19 protein-coding genes are annotated in these 18,912 nt (G+C 26.8%); 18 read left to right on the forward strand and 1 reads right to left on the reverse strand.

Annotated elements, in window-relative coordinates; genetic code table 11:
* The 4 genes from purM to purD are packed head-to-tail and all read left to right on the forward strand — an operon-like array spanning position 1 to position 4,449.
* The gene (gene purM / locus D3Z33_RS14115; protein ID WP_160198422.1) at positions 1 to 1,029 is read left to right on the forward strand and encodes a phosphoribosylformylglycinamidine cyclo-ligase; all 1,029 of its coding nucleotides are present in this window, start codon (positions 1 to 3) and stop codon (positions 1,027 to 1,029) included.
* Complete coding sequence (gene purN / locus D3Z33_RS14120) at positions 1,023 to 1,652, forward strand: phosphoribosylglycinamide formyltransferase (protein WP_160198423.1); 630 nt, start codon at positions 1,023 to 1,025, stop codon at positions 1,650 to 1,652. Before purM ends, purN begins: the two co-directional genes overlap by 7 nt.
* Positions 1,649 to 3,181 carry a bifunctional phosphoribosylaminoimidazolecarboxamide formyltransferase/IMP cyclohydrolase gene (gene purH, locus D3Z33_RS14125; RefSeq protein ID WP_160198424.1) on the forward strand — a complete coding sequence of 511 codons (1,533 nt, stop codon included), beginning with the start codon at positions 1,649 to 1,651 and terminating at the stop codon, positions 3,179 to 3,181. The genes purN and purH overlap by 4 nt, the downstream gene beginning before the upstream one ends.
* 14 nt (positions 3,182 to 3,195) lie before the next feature.
* Complete coding sequence (gene purD / locus D3Z33_RS14130) at positions 3,196 to 4,449, forward strand: phosphoribosylamine--glycine ligase (protein WP_160198425.1); 1,254 nt, start codon at positions 3,196 to 3,198, stop codon at positions 4,447 to 4,449.
* Positions 4,450 to 4,478: 29 nt separating this feature from the next.
* Here purD and D3Z33_RS14135 read toward each other — a convergent pair whose 3' ends face one another.
* Positions 4,479 to 4,913 carry a Dps family protein gene (locus D3Z33_RS14135; protein ID WP_160198426.1) on the reverse strand — a complete coding sequence of 145 codons (435 nt, stop codon included), beginning with the start codon at positions 4,911 to 4,913 and terminating at the stop codon, positions 4,479 to 4,481.
* Between the two features lie 228 nt (positions 4,914 to 5,141).
* Between D3Z33_RS14135 and D3Z33_RS14140 the strand changes: the two genes are divergently transcribed.
* From D3Z33_RS14140 to cls, 14 genes are all read left to right on the forward strand, one after another.
* Positions 5,142 to 5,888: a tRNA threonylcarbamoyladenosine dehydratase gene (locus D3Z33_RS14140; RefSeq protein ID WP_160198427.1), complete on the forward strand. Its 747-nt coding sequence runs from the start codon at positions 5,142 to 5,144 to the stop codon at positions 5,886 to 5,888.
* Between the two features lie 173 nt (positions 5,889 to 6,061).
* Positions 6,062 to 6,856 (forward strand): diaminopimelate epimerase, encoded by a 795-nt coding sequence (gene dapF, locus D3Z33_RS14145; protein WP_160198428.1) that lies wholly within the window; start codon positions 6,062 to 6,064, stop codon positions 6,854 to 6,856.
* Between the two features lie 13 nt (positions 6,857 to 6,869).
* Positions 6,870 to 7,640 carry a 4-hydroxy-tetrahydrodipicolinate reductase gene (gene dapB, locus D3Z33_RS14150; protein ID WP_160198429.1) on the forward strand — a complete coding sequence of 257 codons (771 nt, stop codon included), beginning with the start codon at positions 6,870 to 6,872 and terminating at the stop codon, positions 7,638 to 7,640.
* 20 nt (positions 7,641 to 7,660) lie between these two features.
* Positions 7,661 to 8,380, forward strand: coding sequence for a 2,3,4,5-tetrahydropyridine-2,6-dicarboxylate N-acetyltransferase (gene dapD, locus D3Z33_RS14155; protein WP_160198430.1), 720 nt, complete (start codon positions 7,661 to 7,663; stop codon positions 8,378 to 8,380).
* A gap of 1 nt (position 8,381) precedes the next feature.
* Positions 8,382 to 9,569, forward strand: coding sequence for an acetylornithine/succinylornithine family transaminase (locus D3Z33_RS14160; protein WP_160198431.1), 1,188 nt, complete (start codon positions 8,382 to 8,384; stop codon positions 9,567 to 9,569).
* Entirely contained in the window at positions 9,556 to 10,716 is a 1,161-nt protein-coding gene (locus tag D3Z33_RS14165) for a M20 metallopeptidase family protein (protein WP_347561286.1), read from the forward strand. The genes D3Z33_RS14160 and D3Z33_RS14165 overlap by 14 nt, the downstream gene beginning before the upstream one ends.
* A gap of 109 nt (positions 10,717 to 10,825) precedes the next feature.
* Positions 10,826 to 11,866 (forward strand): threonine aldolase family protein, encoded by a 1,041-nt coding sequence (locus D3Z33_RS14170; protein ID WP_160198432.1) that lies wholly within the window; start codon positions 10,826 to 10,828, stop codon positions 11,864 to 11,866.
* 15 nt (positions 11,867 to 11,881) lie between these two features.
* A complete protein-coding gene (locus tag D3Z33_RS14175; protein ID WP_160198433.1) occupies positions 11,882 to 13,042 on the forward strand; it encodes a pyridoxal-phosphate-dependent aminotransferase family protein in 1,161 nt (386 codons plus the stop codon).
* Positions 13,043 to 13,145: 103 nt separating this feature from the next.
* A complete protein-coding gene (locus tag D3Z33_RS14180; RefSeq protein WP_160198434.1) occupies positions 13,146 to 13,712 on the forward strand; it encodes a class I SAM-dependent methyltransferase in 567 nt (188 codons plus the stop codon).
* 20 nt (positions 13,713 to 13,732) lie between these two features.
* Positions 13,733 to 14,755: a threonine aldolase family protein gene (locus tag D3Z33_RS14185; protein ID WP_160198435.1), complete on the forward strand. Its 1,023-nt coding sequence runs from the start codon at positions 13,733 to 13,735 to the stop codon at positions 14,753 to 14,755.
* A gap of 13 nt (positions 14,756 to 14,768) precedes the next feature.
* Positions 14,769 to 15,485 (forward strand): class I SAM-dependent DNA methyltransferase, encoded by a 717-nt coding sequence (locus D3Z33_RS14190; protein WP_160198436.1) that lies wholly within the window; start codon positions 14,769 to 14,771, stop codon positions 15,483 to 15,485.
* Between the two features lie 33 nt (positions 15,486 to 15,518).
* Positions 15,519 to 16,322, forward strand: a complete 804-nt coding sequence (nadE, locus tag D3Z33_RS14195; RefSeq protein WP_160198437.1) for an NAD(+) synthase — start codon at positions 15,519 to 15,521, stop codon at positions 16,320 to 16,322.
* On the forward strand, positions 16,309 to 17,247 hold the full coding sequence (locus D3Z33_RS14200; protein WP_160198438.1) for a DMT family transporter: 939 nt from the start codon (positions 16,309 to 16,311) through the stop codon (positions 17,245 to 17,247). Before nadE ends, D3Z33_RS14200 begins: the two co-directional genes overlap by 14 nt.
* Positions 17,248 to 17,343: 96 nt before the next feature.
* Positions 17,344 to 18,879: a cardiolipin synthase gene (gene cls / locus D3Z33_RS14205; RefSeq protein WP_160198439.1), complete on the forward strand. Its 1,536-nt coding sequence runs from the start codon at positions 17,344 to 17,346 to the stop codon at positions 18,877 to 18,879.
* Positions 18,880 to 18,912 lie beyond the last annotated feature (33 nt).

Here is an 18,912-nt window from a genome sequence, read left to right on the forward strand (position 1 = left end):
ATGTCTTTAACATATAAAGATGCTGGAGTAGATAAACAAGCAGGATACAAACAAATTAGTTTAATAAAAAATATTATTAAGAATACTCATACAAAAGGAGTAGTATCTGACTTAGGAGGATTTTCTGGATTATTTGGATTAGACATGAAAAATTATAAAAATCCTGTACTAGCATCTGGCACAGATGGTGTAGGAACTAAACTTAAAATAGCCTTCATGATGGATAAACATGATACTATAGGTGAAGATTGTGTGGCTATGTGTGTAAATGACATATTATGTCAAGGTGCAAAACCATTGTTTTTCTTAGATTATATATCTACGGGGAAACTTATACCAGAAAAAATGTCAAGTATAGTAAAAGGTGTGTCACAAGGTTGTATCAAGGCAGGAGCAGCTCTAATAGGTGGAGAAACAGCTGAAATGCCAGGACTTTATGAAGAGGATGAATATGATTTAGCAGGTTTTTGCGTTGGTATAGTTGATAAGGAAAATATAATTAATGGAATAGATACAAAAGAAGGAGATATTGTAATAGGACTTCCTTCTAATGGGCTACACAGTAATGGATATTCATTAGTTAGAAAGATAGTATTTGAAAAAGAAAATTTAAAAATTGATAGCTTTATAGATGAGTTGAAAACTACTATAGGAGAAGAATTACTAAAACCTACTCGTATATATAAAGAACCAGTATTAGAATTAATAGAGAAAATTAATATAAAAGGAATAGCTCATATTACAGGTGGAGGATTATATGAAAATGTTCCAAGAATTTTACCTAAAGGATTAACTGCTCATATGGATATTTCCAGAATAGATACTCCAGTTATATTTAATCTATTACAAAAATGGGGTGACATTAGTATTTGTGAAATGTATTCTACTTTTAATATGGGAATTGGAATGATAATTGTAATTTCAAAAGATGAATTAATAAAAGCTGAAGATCTATTAAATGAATTAAATGAAAAGTATTATATTTTAGGAGAAATCAAAAAAGGTGATGAAGGAGTAGTACTGTGCTAAAAATAGGAGTTTTAATTTCAGGAAGTGGCACAAATTTTCAAGCTATAGTTGAAACAATCGAAGATGAAAATATAAATGCAAAAGTAGAATTAGTAATATCAAATAAAAAAGATGCCTATGGACTTAAAAGAGCTGAATCAAGAGGAATAAGGGCTTTGTATTTAGATTCTAAGGATTTTAATAATATAGAAGACTATGATTTAAAATTAATAGAAGAATTTAAAAAAAGAGATATAGAATTAATAGTTTTAGCAGGTTATTTAAAAGTTTTATCTAGTGATTTTATTGAAGCTTTTAAAAATAAAATAATAAATATACATCCTTCATTACTACCAAGCTTTGGAGGAAGAGGATGTTATGGAGAGAAAGTACACGAAAAAGTATTAAATTATGGATGTAAATATAGTGGAGCTACAGTACATTTTGTAGATAATGGAGTAGATACAGGTCCTATAATATTACAAAAAATAGTTGAAATAGATGAATATGAAACTATAAATAGCTTAAAACAAAAAGTACTTACTATAGAACATAAGATATTACCTATGGCAGTAAAACTATTTGCCGAAGAAAGAATTGTTTTAAATAGTAGGAAAGTAAAAATATTGGGGGAGATGAAATGAAAAGCGCTTTAATAAGTGTATACGACAAGGAAGGAATAGTAGAATTTGCTTCTTCCTTAAAAAAATTAGGTTGGAAAATAATATCAACTGGTGGCACAAAAAAATTATTAAGTAAGTCAGGTATAGATGTGTTAGAAGTAGAAGATATAACTAAATTTCCAGAAATATTAGATGGGAGGGTAAAGACCTTAAATCCATATATACATGGAGGATTACTTTTTAAAAGAGAAAACAAAGAACATATAGAAACTATTGAAGAAATGGGAATACAATCAATAGATATGGTAGTAAATAATCTATACCCATTTGAAGAAACTATAAAAAATGCAGATTCAGGTCATGAAGATATTATAGAAAATATAGATATAGGTGGTCCATCTATGATTAGAGCTGCTGCAAAGAATTATAAAGATGTTACTGTTATAGTGGATCCAAAAGACTATAGTTTAGTTTTAGAAGAACTTAATAATAATGATGATACAAACCTTTCAACTAGAAGATATTTAGCTAGGAAAGTATTTAATTATACTTCATATTATGATACTTTAATTTCTAATTATTTTAATGAATTAGAAAAGGTAAAGTTTCCAGAGAATATTACTCTTTGCTATAAATCTAGAAAAAGTTTAAGATATGGAGAAAATCCTCATCAAAATGCAGCGTTTTATGAAGAAATAAAAGAAACTAATGGAACATTATCTAAAAGTAAACAAATTCATGGGAAAGAGTTATCTTTTAATAATATAAATGATTCAAATGGAGCATTAAAGATATTAAAAGAATTTGATGAACCTACTATAGTAGGAGTAAAACACGCTAATCCAAGTGGAATAGGTAGTGGTGAAAAAATAGAAGATGCATATGTAAAAGCTTACGAATGCGATACAAAATCAATATTTGGAGGTATTATAGCTTCTAATAGAGAAATAAATAAAGAAATTGCAGAGAAAATAAATCAAATTTTTATAGAAGTGGTACTTGCTCCTTCATTTAGTAATGAAGCTTTAGATATACTTACTAAAAAGAAAAATATAAGGCTTATAGAGATAAAGGATATAATGAAAAAAGATTATAATGAATTTGATATAAAGAAAGTTTTAGGTGGAATACTTATTCAAGAAAAGGATAATAAACTTTTATTAGATGATATACAAATTGTAAGTAAAAGAAAGCCAAATGAAGAAGAATTAGAAGATTTATTATTTGCCTTTAAATCTGCAAAACATATTAATTCTAATGGAGTTGTAATAGCAAAAAATAAAGCAACTATAGGTATAGGATTAGGAGAAGTAAATAGAGTTTGGGCTGTAGAAAATGCAATAGATAGATCACAAAATAAGGTTTCTGAAAGTGTTATAGCTTCAGATGGATTTTTCCCATTCAGAGATTCTATAGAACTACTTGCAAAAGCTGGTGTAAAAGCTATTATTCAACCAGGAGGCTCTATAAGAGATGAGGAAGTTATAGAAGAAGTAGATAAAAATAATATGGTAATGGTATTTACAGGTATTAGACATTTCAAACATTAATTAGGGGGGGTAATATGAATATATTAGTCATAGGCAGTGGAGGACGTGAACATGCTTTATGCTGGAAGATTAATAAATCTAATAAAGTAAAAAAAATATATTGTGCTCCAGGTAATGGAGGAACTTTAGAAGTTGCTGAAAATGTAGATATAGCCTCAAATGATATAGATACATTACTTGAATTTGCATTAAATAACAAAATAGATTTAACAATTGTAGGACCAGAAGAGCCACTTGCATTAGGTATAGTAGATAAATTCAAAGAAAATAATTTGAAAATATTTGGACCTAATAAAAAATCTAGTCAGTTAGAATCTAGTAAGGAGTTCTCTAAAAAATTTATGAGGAAATATAATATACCAACAGCTAAATATAAAGCTTTTTTAGAATATGATGAAGCAGTAAAAGGAATAAAAGAATTTACTTACCCTCTTGTAATAAAAGCAGATGGATTGTGTCTCGGAAAAGGAGTTGTAATTTGTGAGAATGAAACAGAGGCTTTAAATACTTTAAAAGATATATTGGAGAAAAAAATATATGGAAAAGAAGGAGAGAAAGTAATCATAGAAGAATTTTTAGAAGGAACAGAAGCATCTCTTCTTTGTTTTGTATCTGGAAATGATATAATTCCAATGGAAAGTGCAAGAGACTACAAGAAAATCTTTGATGGAGATAAGGGACTTAATACAGGAGGCATAGGGGCATATTCACCTAATGAATTATTTACAGATGAATTAAATAACAAGATAGGAAAAGAAGTATTAAAAAAGATTAGCAGAGGATTAAAAGAAGAAGAATTAGAGTATAATGGTATATTATTCATTGGATTTATGGTAGAAGAAGCTGATATTAAAGTATTGGAATTTAATGTGAGATTTGGGGATCCAGAAACAGAAGTATTAATGCCAAGACTTAAAAGTGATTTAATAGATATATTTGAAAAAACAATAGATAATAAAATAGCAGAAAATGATTTGTTGTGGAGTAATAATTCTTGTGTTACAGTAGTTACTACTTCAAAGGGTTATCCTAAACAGTATAAAAAAGAACTTCCAATTACAGGAACACAAGATATAAATAAATCTTTAATACTTTTTCATAATGGTACAAAATATAACAATAGAGATTTAGTTACCAATGGTGGTAGAGTTTTAAGTATTACTTCTTTGGAATCTAATAGGGCTGAAGCTAGAGAAAAAATTTATGAAGAGATATCTAAGATTTATTATAATGGAATGTATTTTAGGAAAGATATAGCTTATAAATAAAAAAACGGACTCTTAGAGTCCGTTTTTTTCTATGAAAGCATTGATTTTACAAACCATAAGTTTTTACTATAACCTGAAACATGATCTTCAAACATAGCTACTACTTCAAAATCATTTTCTTCATCAGCAGAGTTTCTGATTTCTGTAGCTAAATTTTTCATTAATTCTAAATCACCTTTAACAATTTCAAGAACTTCATCAATAGAGAATTGTTCTTTGTCTGATTCTTTTACAGAAGCATTGTCTAAATAATCCTTTATTTTAACTAGTGGTTTTTGATCTTTCATTTTTAAGATTTCTGCTACTTCATCATATTTTTCAAAGAAATCATCATATAATGATTCTGTAAACTCATGTACTTGCACAAATTGTTTACCCACTACATTCCAATGTAAATTGTGAAACTTTATGTTTAAAACAGCTAAATTTGATAAATATTCATTTAATTTTTTTATATCTTTCATAGTAACCTCCTTAAATTTTTAAAAATTTCTTTCATAACTATACTACCCAATATCAAATATACTTAAACAATATTTTATAAATTAAATCTTATATAGTTTAAGTATAGTCTTTATAAATATTTACATATCTATGATGAATATATCTTTTTATATTGACTATGAAAAATTTCTATGCTAATCTATTTCAGTATGAGAAATATAACTTTAAATCTAAAGGAGCGCTTATATATGTTACATGAATTTTCACGTACAGAAATGCTTATAGGAACTGAAGGGTTAGAAAAATTAAAGAAAAGTACTGTAGCTGTTTTTGGAATAGGTGGAGTAGGTACTTTTGCAGTAGAAGGACTTGCAAGAAGTGGGGTAGGAAAGTTTATACTTGTAGATGATGATGATATTTGCCTTACAAATATAAATAGACAAATACATGCCACAAGAAAAACTGTTGGCAAATCAAAAGTACAAACTATGAAAAATAGAATACAAGAAATAAATCCTAAAGCAGAAGTAATTTGTTTTCATGAGTTATATAATAGTGAAAGTGCAGAAAAACTTTTATTTGATAAATTTGATTATGTAATTGATGCTATAGATATGGTTTCTTCTAAACTTGATCTAATAGAAAGATGTAATAAGAAAGGGATTCCAATTATAAGCAGTATGGGAGCAGGAAACAAGTTAAATCCTACTATGTTAGAGGTATCTGATATTTACAAAACTTCTATTTGTCCATTAGCAAGAGTGATGAGAAAAGAACTTAAAAGAAAAGGAATTAAAAAATTAAAAGTAGTATATTCAAAAGAAAAACCTATAACTCCTAAACAATTAGGTGGAAATTGTAAAACTGATTGTATATGTCCTAATAAAGATAGAACATGTGCTGAAAGAAGGCAAATTCCTGGTAGTACTTCTTTTGTGCCACCAGTAGCAGGTTTAATTATTGCTTCAGAGGTAGTTAAAGATATAATTAAATAATATATTTAAAAGCTAGAAATTCTCTGGCTTTTTTTATTGCGCAAAAATAAACTATCCTATTATTTCAATGTAACTAATATAATTTAATATTATAAGTTTTCATTTTTTAATTATTATAATTTATTTATACCTTAAAAATAATTATAGTTATTGAAAAAATAGAGGAGGATTTTATGATTGAATTTGAAAAGTTTCATGGTACTGGTAATGATTTTATTATAATTAATGGATTAACACAAAATTTTTATAAATATTCATCTTTAGCAAAGTCTATATGTGATAGAAACTATGGAGTTGGAGCAGATGGAATGCTAATAGTTGAATCATCAAATAAGGCAGAAATTAAAATGATTTTTTATAATGCAGATGGCAGTGAAGCTCCTATGTGTGGAAATGGCCTTAGGTGTTTTTCTAAATTTATATATGACAATGAAATTATAAGAGATAAGAAGTTTACTGTAGAAACTTTAGGAGGTGTTATGGAAGTTGAAATTAAACTTATTCATAATACATTAAAACATGTAAAAATAAACTTAGGAAACCCTAAAATAAATTTTATTAATAAAGAGGTAGAAATAGATAATATAATATATAAAATTTCAACATTATTTATTGGAACCATACATACAGTTATAAAGGTGGAGAATTTAGAAAAAATTCCTTTAGAAGATATAGGGAATAAAATAGAAAATCTAAATATCTTTCCAAAAAAAACTAATGTAAATTTTTATGAAGTAATAGATGAGAACAATTTAAAAGTTATAACTTGGGAAAGGGGAGTAGGTAAAACATTATCATGTGGAACAGGTGCAGCTGCAACAGCAATTATTAGTTCTATTCTTAACAATACAAATACAAAAGTAAATATACATATGATAGGGGGTGAATTAGAAGTAGAAGTAATTGATAATTCAGTGTATTTAACAGGTCCTGTTGATTTTATTTGTAAAGGATACTTTAATTATTAATAGGAGGTATAAAATGATTAATATAGCTATAAATGGGTGTAATGGGAAGATGGGTTTGGTATTAACTAATATGATAAAGGAAAGTGAAGGTATAAAAGTTATTTCTGGAATAGATAGAAATCCTGGAAAGTCAAATAGAGAATATCCAATATATAAAGAAATATGGGATATAAAAGAAAAGATCGATGCTATAATTGATTTTTCACATTATAGTAATTTGAACAATCTATTAGATTATGGAACTAAAAACAATATACCTTTAGTAATAGCTACATCAGGATTTATACAAAAGGATGAAAAGTTAATAGAAGAAGCTTCTAAAAAAATTCCTATACTATATTCTAAGAATATGTCTTTAGGGATAAATATATTGGTTGAATTAGCTAAAAATATATCTAATATACTAGGTGAAAATTTTGATATAGAAATTATTGAAAAACATCATAATACTAAAGTAGATGCTCCTAGTGGTACTGCCTGTATGATAGCAGATGGAATTAATAAATCATTTAATAATACTAAAAACTATGTTTTTGGAAGAAAAGGTCATAAGCAGTTAAGGACAAAAAATGAAATTGGCATACATTCCATAAGAGGTGGAACCATGTCAGGAGAGCATACTGTATTATTTTCTGGATTAGATGAAATCATAGAAATAAAACATACTGCAATTACCAAAAATATATTTGCATTAGGAGCTATTAAGGGAGCTAAATTTGTAATAAATAAGAAAAATGGATTATATTCAATGTTAGATATTTTTAACTTTATAGAAAGTAATTAAACATAAGAGGTGAAATAATTATGAAAAATGAAATAAATTTTACTAATTCAAATGAAATTATTAAATTTATAAAATCATCAAAAAAGACTACACCAGTTAAAGTTTATATAAAAGGAAAACTAGATTATATTGATTTCAAAAATCTAAGAAATTTTGGAGAAGGTAATTCAAGGATAATTTTTTGTGAATACAAAGAAATATGTGAATTTATAGAAAAAAATAAACATATAATAGAAGACTATCATATTGAAAATGACAGAAGAAATTCTGCTATTCCTCTTTTAGATATTAAAAATATTAAAGCCAGAATTGAACCAGGGGCAATTATACGAGAGGGAGTTAGAATAGATGAAAAAGTTGTAATTATGATGGGATCAGTTATTAACATAGGAGCAGAGATTGGAAAGAGTTCTATGATTGATATGAATGCAGTAATAGGTGCTAGAGGAATAATAGGGGAAAATGTACACATAGGAGCTGGAGCAGTAGTAGCAGGAGTATTAGAGCCACCTAGCAAAACACCTGTCATTATTGAAGATAATGTATTAGTTGGTTCAAATGCAGTAATACTTGAAGGTGTTAAAATAGGAAAAGGGGCAGTAGTGGCTGCTGGATCTGTAGTTACAAAAGATGTACCTAGTAACTCCGTAGTTGCTGGTTCTCCTGCAAAGGTGATAAAAACCAAAGATCATAAGACATTGGAAAAAGTTCAAATTGTAGAAGACCTAAGAGGTAATTAAAGTGGAAAATATTTTTAAAGAAGATAAAAAGTATATTTTAAATGTTTACAATAGAATAAACTTAGAAATTGTTAAATCAAAAGGTTCATATTTATATGATAAAGATGGTAATAAGTATTTAGATATGTTTAGTGGTCTCTCAGTGAATAATATAGGTAATAGCAATGAAAAAATTATTCAGGCTATATTAAAACAAAGTTCCGATTACATACATCTTTCAAATTATTTTGTGAGCAAATCAGTAGTTAACTTGGCTAAATTATTAGTGGAAAATACTTATGCATCTAAAGTGTTCTTTACTAATTCAGGAACAGAATCTAATGAAGCAGCAATAAAGATTGCTAGAAAATTTGGAAGTTCTATTAACAAAGGAAAAACTCATATATTATCAGCTTATAATTCTTTTCATGGAAGAACCCTAGGAAGTCTTTCTTTAACAGGACAAGAAAAATATCAAAAAAGTTTCCAACCTCTTTTATCAAATATAGATTATTTTACATACAACAATATTAAAGATTTAAAACAAAAAGTTAATGAGAAAACATGTGCTGTATTTATTGAACTTATACAAGGAGAAGGAGGTATAATAGAGATAGATAATTCTTTTGTAAAGTGTTTAAATGAATTATCAAAGCAGTATAATTTTTTAATTATTGTTGATGAAATACAAACTGGATTAGGTAGAACAGGAGAGTTATTAACATCTAATTATCATGATATTAAACCTCATATTACTACACTTGCAAAATCATTAGGTGGAGGACTACCTTTAGGTGCCGTCCTTGTAAGCAAAAAAGTGGAAGATATTCTAAGTAAAGGAGACCATGGCAGTACATTTGGTGGCAATCCTGTTTCTTGTGCGAGTGGCGAAGTTGTAGTAAATAAAGTATTAGAAAAAGACTTTAAAAAAAGTTTAAGAAGAAAAAGTAATTATTTATTGAATAAACTATATATACTTAAATACAAATATCCAGATATAATTAAAGATATAAGAGGTAAAGGTTTGATGATTGGTATTGATGTAGGTAAATATGCCTTTATTATAAAAGAAAAAGCATTGGAGCAAAAATTAATTATTAATATTACAAATGAAACAGTAATTAGATTATTACCTCCACTAAATATAGATACTAAAGAAATAGATGAATTTTTAGATATATTTGAGGTGATAATCAGTGAAAGAATATGAGGACATTTTATATAAAGAAATAAATAAAGAGATGATAAAAGTAAGAAAGTACCTTCATCAGATTCCAGAAATAGGGTTTAAAGAATTTAAAACATCATCATTTATAAAATCAAAACTAAAAGAATTTGGGTATGAGGTAGAGATTACTGCAAAAACAGGAATTATAGCATTTATTAAAGGCAAAACAACTGGTGAAGCTATAGCATTTAGAGCAGATATGGATGGGTTGATGATTAATGAAGACTCAGAAATAGATTTCTCTTCAGAACATCCAGGAAGAATGCATGCATGTGGTCATGATGGACATATGGCTGTTTTACTTGGGTTAGCAATGTTTTTATCAAGATTAAATAATATAAATAAAGATATATTATTAATATTTCAGCCAGCAGAAGAAGGACCTGGTGGAGCAAATATTATTGTAAATGAAGGTATTTTAGATAAATATAATGTTAAGTATATTTTTGGGTTACATATTTTCCCGGAAATAAAAGAAGGTAAAATTGGTATTGCTTCAGGACCTATAATGGCTCAAAGTGGTGAATTTGATATTTTTATTAATTCTAAAAATAGTCATGGTGCTATGCCACACTTAGGAATTGATGGTATATATATATCTAGTTTATTAATACAATCTTATCAAAGTATTATAAGTAGAAATATAGATCCCAATGAAACTGCAGTATTAACTATTGGTAAAATTTCAGGAGGCAGTGCTAGAAATATAATTGCTGGTAAAATTAAATTAGAAGGAACAATAAGAGCCTTTAATTTAGATATTTATAATAAAATTAAAAGTAGAATTCATGAAATAAATAAAGGGATTGAACTAATGTATCATATTAATATTGATACGCAAATAAGAGATTTTTATCCCCCAGTTATAAATGATAAGTATTTATATAATATAGTTAAGAAATCTTTAAGTAGTAAAGAGGTAATAGAAATGGAACCCCTTATGATATCTGAAGATTTTTCTTACTATCAAGAGAAAATAGCAGGTTTTTTCTTTTTATTAGGTTCAAAAAATGAAATTAAAGGTTATGATTATCCTCTTCATAGTTCTAAATTCAACTTTGATGAAAAAATATTGTTAACTGGTTTAAAAACTTATATAAAAATATTAAAAACATTAAAAATAACTTGAAAGTCAGAAAAAATTTCTGGCTTTTTATTTAATATAGCTTGATTAAGGTCATAATTATCGAATAAAATATAAGTAAGATATATTAATAATATTAAAAAAGGAGAAATTAATGAATAATTATATTGATTTACGGTCTGATACTGTTACTCAACCTACTCAATCTATGAGAGATGCAATGTATAATGCAGAAGTAGGAGATGATATATTAGGAGATGATCCTACTGTAAAAAAGCTTGAAAAAATATCGGCTGACATTTTAGGTAAAGAAGATGCTTTATTTGTAACTTCTGGAACACTTGCAAATCAGATAGCCGTCATGACATTTACAAACAGAGGGGAAGAAGTGATTGTTGGTAATACTTCTCATATATATAATTTGGAAGTAGGAGCCCTTGCAGCAATTTCTCAGGTTCAAACTAGACCTATAGATGTAGAAAATGGATATTATGATATAGATAAAATGGAAAATTTAATTCAAAATAAAGGAATTCAAAATGCAAAAACAGGACTTATTTGCATTGAAAACACAAATAACTTAAATGCAGGTTTTATTGTACCTATAGAAAATATAAATGAAGTATGTAAATTAGGAAAAAAACATGATATACCAGTTTATATGGATGGAGCTAGAATTTTTAATGCAGCAGTAGCTTTAGATATAGAGGTTAAAGATATAGTGAAGAATGTAGATGCAGTAATGTTTGCCCTTACAAAAGGACTTTGTGCACCTTTTGGAGCAATACTTGCTGGAGATAGAAAGTTTATAGAAAAAGCAAGGTGGATAAAACAAAGATTAGGAGGGGGATTTAGACAAATTGGATTTTTAGCAGCTCCTGCTATAGTGGCACTTGAAACAATGATACCTAGATTAAAAGAAGATAATAAAAATGCAAAATTATTAGGGGAAAGGTTAGCGGGAATAGAAGGATTAGATGTAAATGTAGATAATATCCATACATCAATATTAACAGCTTCAGTAAGAGGGTTACCAATAACTATAAATGAATTTTTAGATAAGTTAAAAGAAAATAAAATTAAAGCAAAAAGAATATCGGATGATAGATTTAGGATGGTTACTCATTTAGGAGTTGGAGAAAAAGAAATAGAACAAGTTATAAAGGTGGTTAGAAAAATAATAAATGACATATAGATTGGAGGGAGTAAAATGGAAAGAAGAAAATATTTACAAATACCAGGTCCAACAAATGTACCAGATAGAATTCTTAGAAGTTTATCTAAGCCATTATTGAATCATAGAGGAAAAGAATTTGAAAAATTGGTAGATTATTGTGTAAAAGGATTAAAAAAGATCTATAGGACAGAAAATGATATTTTGATATTTCCAAGTTCAGGAAGTGGAATATTAGAAGCTTCTATAGTTAATTTATTTTCTAGAGGAGATACAATAGCTATAGTTAAATTAGGTGTATTTAGCGATAGAATGGATTCAATTGCAGAGAGTCATGACTTAAATATAATACCAATAGAAAAAGAATGGGGAGAAGCTGTAACTAAAAGTGATATAAAAAAGGTTCTAGAAAATGATAAAGATAAAGAAATAAAAGCAATATGTTTACCACATAATGAAACATCAACAGGAGTTAAAAATGATATTAAAAGCATTTCTGAAATTATAAAAGAATTAAATCATCCAGCATTAATTGTTGTAGATGCAATAAGTTCTCTTGCCTCCTTAGAGCTTGAAACAGATGGCTGGAACTTAGATGTAGTTGTATCTTCATCACAAAAAGGACTTATGTTACCACCAGGACTTGGTATAGTATCAATTAGTAAAAGAGCATGGGACTTAATAGAAAAATCTACTATGAGTAAATGGTATTGGGACTTTAAAGCAGTAAAAGAAAGAATGAAAGGAAATCAATTCCCATATACACCTTCAACTTCATTATTATTTGGCTTAAAAGAATCTATAGATATGCTTTTAGATGAAGGATTAGAAAATGTATGGAATAGACATGGACTCATGACTACTGCTATTAGAAATTCATCTAAAGCAATGGGACTTAAATTACTTGCAAGGGATAAAGATGCTTCAAATACAGTTACAGCCATATTTTTACCGAAAGGAATTAAATATATTGATTTAGCTAGAGTGTTAAGCGAAGATTACAATATAATAATTGGTGGTGGGCTTAAAAAGCTAAGGGAAAAAATATTTAGAATTGGGCATTTAGGATCTCTTCACCATGTAGAAGTATATGGAATAATGGGTGCATTAGAAATGGCCCTATATAAATTAGAATATGAAGTAGAATTAGGAACTGCTGCAAAATCAGTTGCTGAAACATTTTTAGAAGATAAATAACTTGAAAATTCAAATATCCTTAAACAATTGTTTAAGGATATTTTCATTATGTTATAATATATTTATTATAGTTAACTCAAAATAATTTTAAAAGGAGAATACTATGTCATATAAATTTAATCCAAAAAATAAGAAAAAATTAGATAATATTGATAGAAGAAGATCTTTACCACCAAAAGAAACTTTGGAAAAATTATATTTAAAAGAAGGAGACTATATTGCCGATATTGGTTGTGGAATAGGATATTTCACATTTCCAGCTTCAGATATAGTTAAGAGTACAGGGAAGGTTTATGCTATTGATATATCACAAGATATGCTTCAAGATGTAGAAGAAAAAATAAATAATAAGGATATAGATAATATTCAGGTTATAAAAGGAGAAATATCAGAATTAAAAGATAATAGTGTAAATTATATTTTTATAAGTAATGTTCTTCATGAAATTGATAATAAGGATAAATTTTTTAATGATTTAAAGAGAGTATTACAGAGTAACGGTAGAATTTCAATAATTGAGTGGAAAAAAATCAAAATGGATATTGGTCCATCATTAGAACATAGAGTATCTCAGGAATGGTTAAAGGATAAATTATTCTATATAGGTTTTAAGGATTTGGAAATTATTAATATAAATGATAATTTATATTCAGTGACAGGAAAATTATAAAAAGTATTGGAGGAATGAAAATGTATAGTTTTATGAATGATTATAGTGAAGGTGCTCATCCAAAAATATTAGAAAATCTTACTAAATATAATTTAGAGCAAAACATAGGATATGGACAAGATAAACATAGTGAAAAAGCAAAAAAACATATAATAAAATTCATTCAAAATGATAATGTGGATATTCATTTTATACCAGGTGGAACACAAACTAACTTGCTTGCAATATCAAGTTTTTTAAGACCTCATGAAGCTGTAATAGCTGCTGATACTGGACATATTAATGTACATGAGACAGGTGCTATTGAGACTACAGGACATAAGGTAATTGCTATGGAATCTAAAAATGGAAAATTAAGTATAGAATCTATTAAAAAAGCTTTGGATTATCATAGTGATGAGCATATGGTAAAACCTAAAATGGTATATATATCTAATTCTACAGAGTTGGGTACTATATATACAAAAAGAGAATTAAATGATATAAAGAAAATATGTAATGAAAATAATTTGTTATTATTTTTAGATGGAGCACGCCTTGGTTCTGCTCTTACTTGCAAAGAAAATGATTTATCTTCAAAAGAAATATCTAATTTGGTAGATGCTTTTTATATAGGAGGAACTAAAAATGGAGCATTACTTGGTGAAGCTTTAGTTATATGTAAAGATGAATTAAAAGAAGATTTTAGATATCTTATTAAACAAAGAGGAGCTCTTATGGCTAAAGGTTTTGTAGCTGGGATTCAATTTGAAACATTATTTGAAGATGACCTATTTTTTTCCCTAGCAAATCATGCTAATAAAATGGCAGAAAAAATAGCAAATTCACTAGAAAATCTAGGCTATAATTTTTATGCACCACCTATGACAAATCAATTATTTCCTATATTATCAAACGACATATTAGAAAATTTATCAAAGGAATTTTTATATTCAATTGAGGCAAGAGTAGATAAAGACAATAGTGCAGTACGATTTGTAACATCATGGGCAACTACTGAAGAATCAGTTAATAAATTAATAAGCTTTTTTAAAAGTTTATAGTGGAGGTAATTGTATGTCAAAATTTTATGCAGAAATAGCTAGATATTATGATTATATTTTTCCTTTATCAGTAGAGAAATTAAACTTAATAAATGATTTGGCTGGAAACAATTCAAAAGACATTTTAGATGTGGCCAGTGGTAGTGGTTTATATTCAAAAAAATTAAGTGATAATGGATATAATGTAACTGCTATTGATTTAGACAATGAAATGATAAATAAATTAAAAGAAAAAGATAAAAAGATAGATGCAAAAGTTTTAAATATGCTAGATATAGAAAAGTTAAATAAAAAGTTCGATTTAATTTTTAGTATTGGTAATTCTATAGTTCATTTAGAAAATAATGAAATGATAAAAAAGTTTTTGTATTCAGTTAAAAATTCTTTAAATGAAAATGGGAAATTATTAATACAAATAGTTAATTACGATAGAATATTAGAAAAAAATATTAAAAGACTACCAACTATAAAAAATAATGAAGAAAGTTTAGTATTTGAAAGATATTATGAATATTTAGAGCAAGAACATAAAATAAATTTTAAAACCATATTAAAAGTAAATAATAGCACTTTTGAAAACAATGTATTATTACATCCAATAACATCTGAAGAAATAAAAGGACTATTAAAGGAAGTAGGATTTTCTAGTATTAATTTTTATGGAGATTTTACTCAAAGTAATTATGAACCTATAGATTCATTTCCTTTAATAATAATAGCTAAAAAATAATACAAAATCTTATATGAAAGAGAGAGAATAAATATGAAGTTAAGCAATGACAAATTAAAATTATTAACTAATGATTTAGTGAAATGGATAAGAGAAATGATGAGTAGTACTGGTGGAGAAAAAGCTATAATTGGTATATCAGGTGGAAAAGATAGCTCTGTGGTTGCAGGACTATGTGTAAGAGCATTGGGAAAAGAGAATGTGTTAGGAATTTTAATGCCTCATGAAGTGCAATATGATATAAATTATTCTCATGAAATATGTGATTTTTTGGGTATAAAATATAAAGAAGTATCTATTACTCCTATGATGAAAAGTTTTTATGAAGTTTTAGAAGATACAAAAGGTGATTTTATAGATAATATATCGGAACAAACAAAATTAAATTTACCTCCAAGAATTCGTATGACTTTACTTTATGCTATAAGTCAATCTATATATAATGGTAGGGTAATAAATACAAGTAATTTATCTGAAGATTGGGTAGGGTATGCCACAGTTTATGGAGATACTACAGGAGCATTTTCACCTCTTGCAACTCTTACAACTGATGAAGTTATACAAGTAGGTAGATATATAGGAATTCCAGAGAAATTTATTATTAAAACTCCAGAAGATGGACTTACAAAAAAAACAGATGAAGATGTACTAGGATTTAGTTATGACACTTTAAATCGTTATATAAGAGAAGGGAAAATAGATGATAAAGGTATAAAAAATAAGATTGATAAAATGCATAAATATAGTAGATTTAAATTTACTCCAATTCCTATATATAATTCATATTTACCTATAAAAGCAAAAGAATTAGGAAATTTTTATAATGATAAAAAATAAAATAGTATATTTAGCAGCTGTAATATTTTCTATAATTACAGGACTATCTTATTTTTTTAATAAAGTTGCTCTTGAAACTTCAGAACCTATAGATATATTAGCCCATAGGTTTACTTCAGCATTTTTAGGACTTTTAATAGGCATATTATTTGGCTTTATAAAAGTGAATTTAACAAAAGAAAAAATCAAAAAAATATTACCCCTTGCACTTTTTAATCCATTATTATATTTTGGACTCCAGACAACAGGACTCCAGTATGCTACTTCAGTTGAAGGAGGAATATTGTTAGCATCATCACCAATATTTACATTACTATTAGCTTCTTATTTTTTAAAAGAAAAAAGTACATTAAGTCAAAAAATATTCATTATTTTATCTGTATCTGGAGTTGTTTATATAACTATTATGAAAGGTGTAACATTTGATTTTAATAATATTTTAGGAGTGGTACTTTTACTTTTATCAGCAATATCAATTGCATCATATAATGTAGTTGGTAGAGTACTTAATAAGAACTTTTCAAATATGGAAATAAGCTTTGTGATGATATCTATTAGTTTTATAATATATAATATTATTGCTATAGTAAAACATATAATGTCAAATGATTTATTAAATTATTTTACCCCATTTACAAATATTGATTTCACTATTTCTGTAGTATATCTTGGAGTATTATCTTCTTTGGTTTCATCGCTTATTAATAATTATGTATTATCAAATATTGAAGCTTCAAAAATGAGTGTATTTGCTAATTTAGCGACGGTTATATCTATCTTTGCAGGAGTTATATTTTTAAATGAGCATTTATATTATTATCATATTATAGGATCCATTTTTATAATTGGAGGAGTATTAGGGGTTAATTTTAGTGAAAGTATAAAGTTTAAAATAGTAAAATTCAATAAAGGTACAGACTATTAAAAACTGATAGCATATTATAAGTTTTTAATAAATAATCTAAATCATATGGTATAATAAAATAGACTTTTAATTATTTAAATATAAGAGAGGTAAAAAATGAAATTTATTAAAAAGATTTTATTAAATAGGATATTAGTCATAGGTATCTCTATATTGGCACAGCTTTTTGCTCTTATATGGGCAACATTGAAATTTCAAGATTATTTTGTGCTCTTTTATGCAATTAGCATTATAATTAGTATAGGAGTCGTATTATTTATAATAAACGACCCAATAAATCCTGCTTATAAAATAGCTTGGATAATACCTATATTATTATTTCCTATATTTGGAGGATTATTTTATATATTTTTTGGCGGCAATAAAGTAAATAAAAGAGATAAAAAAAGGATGAAATTTATAGAACATAAAATGAAACAATGTTTACCACCTGATAGAGATATATTAAAAGAAATAGAATTAATTGATAAAGATGCAATGAATCAATCTAGTTATTTACAAAATTCTGCTTATGGACCACCTTTTAAAGATACCTTCACTGAATATTTTCCTATTGGTGAGCTAAAGTTTAAAAGATTAAAGGAAGAATTAAAAAAAGCTAAAGAATTTATATTTTTAGAGTACTTTATTATTTCTGAAGGAAAGATGTGGGATGAAATATTAGAAATATTAAAGGAAAAAGCATCAGAAGGTATAGATATTAGAATAATATATGATGACTTTGGGTGTGTATTAACTTTGCCTTATGGATATGATAAAAAATTAGAAAGTATGGGCATAAAGTGTGCAATTTTCAATCCACTTATACCAGTTTTATCGCCAAAACTTAACAATAGAGATCATAGAAAAATAGCAATAATAGATGGTCATACTGGTTTTACAGGTGGAATAAATCTAGCAGATGAATATATAAATGTTATTGATAGATTTGGACATTGGAAAGATTCAGCTATTATGCTTAAAGGAGATGCTGTATGGTCTCTTACTGTAATGTTTTTATCTATGTGGGATTATATGAAAGGAATAGATGAAGATTTTAATAAATTTAAAAAAGAAAAAGTACATATTGATTATAAGAAACAAAAAGGATATATACAACCCTTTACTGATAATCCATTAGATGATGAAACTGTTGGTGAGATAACATATCTTAATTTAATAAATAAAGCAAAAGATTACATATATATTACTACACCATATTTAATTATAGACAATGAAATGGTAGTAGCTCTTACTTCTGCTGCAAAAGCTGGAATAGATGTGAAGATTATTACACCTCATAATCCTGATAAATGGTATGTTCATGCAGTTACACGTTCTTTTTATAAATTGCTTATTGAAAAAGGAATAAAAATATATGAATATATTCCTGGGTTTATTCATTCTAAAAATTTTGTTGTTGATGATAATTATGGAGTAGTAAGTACAATTAATATGGATTATAGAAGTTTATATTTACATTTTGAATGTGGAGTATGGATGTATAAAACAGACAGCGTTTATGATATGAAAAAAGATTTTTTAGATACACTAGAGCTTTGTAAGGAAATTACTTATGAAGAAGCAACTGATATTAAGCTTCATAGAAGATTAGGCAGATCAATACTAAGAGCATTTTCACCTCTTATGTAAATTTAATATTTAAACTATTTTACTTATGAATAA

Source organism: Senegalia massiliensis, assembly GCF_009911265.1.
GTDB lineage: Bacteria > Bacillota > Clostridia > Tissierellales > SIT17 > Anaeromonas > Anaeromonas massiliensis_A.

Excerpts from the sequence above, each read along its gene's own strand:
- purM (WP_160198422.1), top strand. The coding sequence starts at position 1 with ATGTCTTTAACATATAAAGATGCTGGAGTAGATAAACAAGCAGGATAC.
- purH (WP_160198424.1), top strand. The coding sequence starts at position 1,649 with ATGAAAAGCGCTTTAATAAGTGTATACGACAAGGAAGGAATAGTAGAA.
- purD (WP_160198425.1), top strand. The coding sequence starts at position 3,196 with ATGAATATATTAGTCATAGGCAGTGGAGGACGTGAACATGCTTTATGC.
- D3Z33_RS14135 (WP_160198426.1), bottom strand. The coding sequence starts at position 4,913 with ATGAAAGATATAAAAAAATTAAATGAATATTTATCAAATTTAGCTGTT.
- D3Z33_RS14140 (WP_160198427.1), top strand. The coding sequence starts at position 5,142 with ATGTTACATGAATTTTCACGTACAGAAATGCTTATAGGAACTGAAGGG.
- dapF (WP_160198428.1), top strand. The coding sequence starts at position 6,062 with ATGATTGAATTTGAAAAGTTTCATGGTACTGGTAATGATTTTATTATA.
- dapB (WP_160198429.1), top strand. The coding sequence starts at position 6,870 with ATGATTAATATAGCTATAAATGGGTGTAATGGGAAGATGGGTTTGGTA.
- dapD (WP_160198430.1), top strand. The coding sequence starts at position 7,661 with ATGAAAAATGAAATAAATTTTACTAATTCAAATGAAATTATTAAATTT.
- D3Z33_RS14170 (WP_160198432.1), top strand. The coding sequence starts at position 10,826 with ATGAATAATTATATTGATTTACGGTCTGATACTGTTACTCAACCTACT.
- D3Z33_RS14175 (WP_160198433.1), top strand. The coding sequence starts at position 11,882 with ATGGAAAGAAGAAAATATTTACAAATACCAGGTCCAACAAATGTACCA.
- D3Z33_RS14180 (WP_160198434.1), top strand. The coding sequence starts at position 13,146 with ATGTCATATAAATTTAATCCAAAAAATAAGAAAAAATTAGATAATATT.
- D3Z33_RS14185 (WP_160198435.1), top strand. The coding sequence starts at position 13,733 with ATGTATAGTTTTATGAATGATTATAGTGAAGGTGCTCATCCAAAAATA.
- D3Z33_RS14190 (WP_160198436.1), top strand. The coding sequence starts at position 14,769 with ATGTCAAAATTTTATGCAGAAATAGCTAGATATTATGATTATATTTTT.
- nadE (WP_160198437.1), top strand. The coding sequence starts at position 15,519 with ATGAAGTTAAGCAATGACAAATTAAAATTATTAACTAATGATTTAGTG.
- D3Z33_RS14200 (WP_160198438.1), top strand. The coding sequence starts at position 16,309 with ATGATAAAAAATAAAATAGTATATTTAGCAGCTGTAATATTTTCTATA.
- cls (WP_160198439.1), top strand. The coding sequence starts at position 17,344 with ATGAAATTTATTAAAAAGATTTTATTAAATAGGATATTAGTCATAGGT.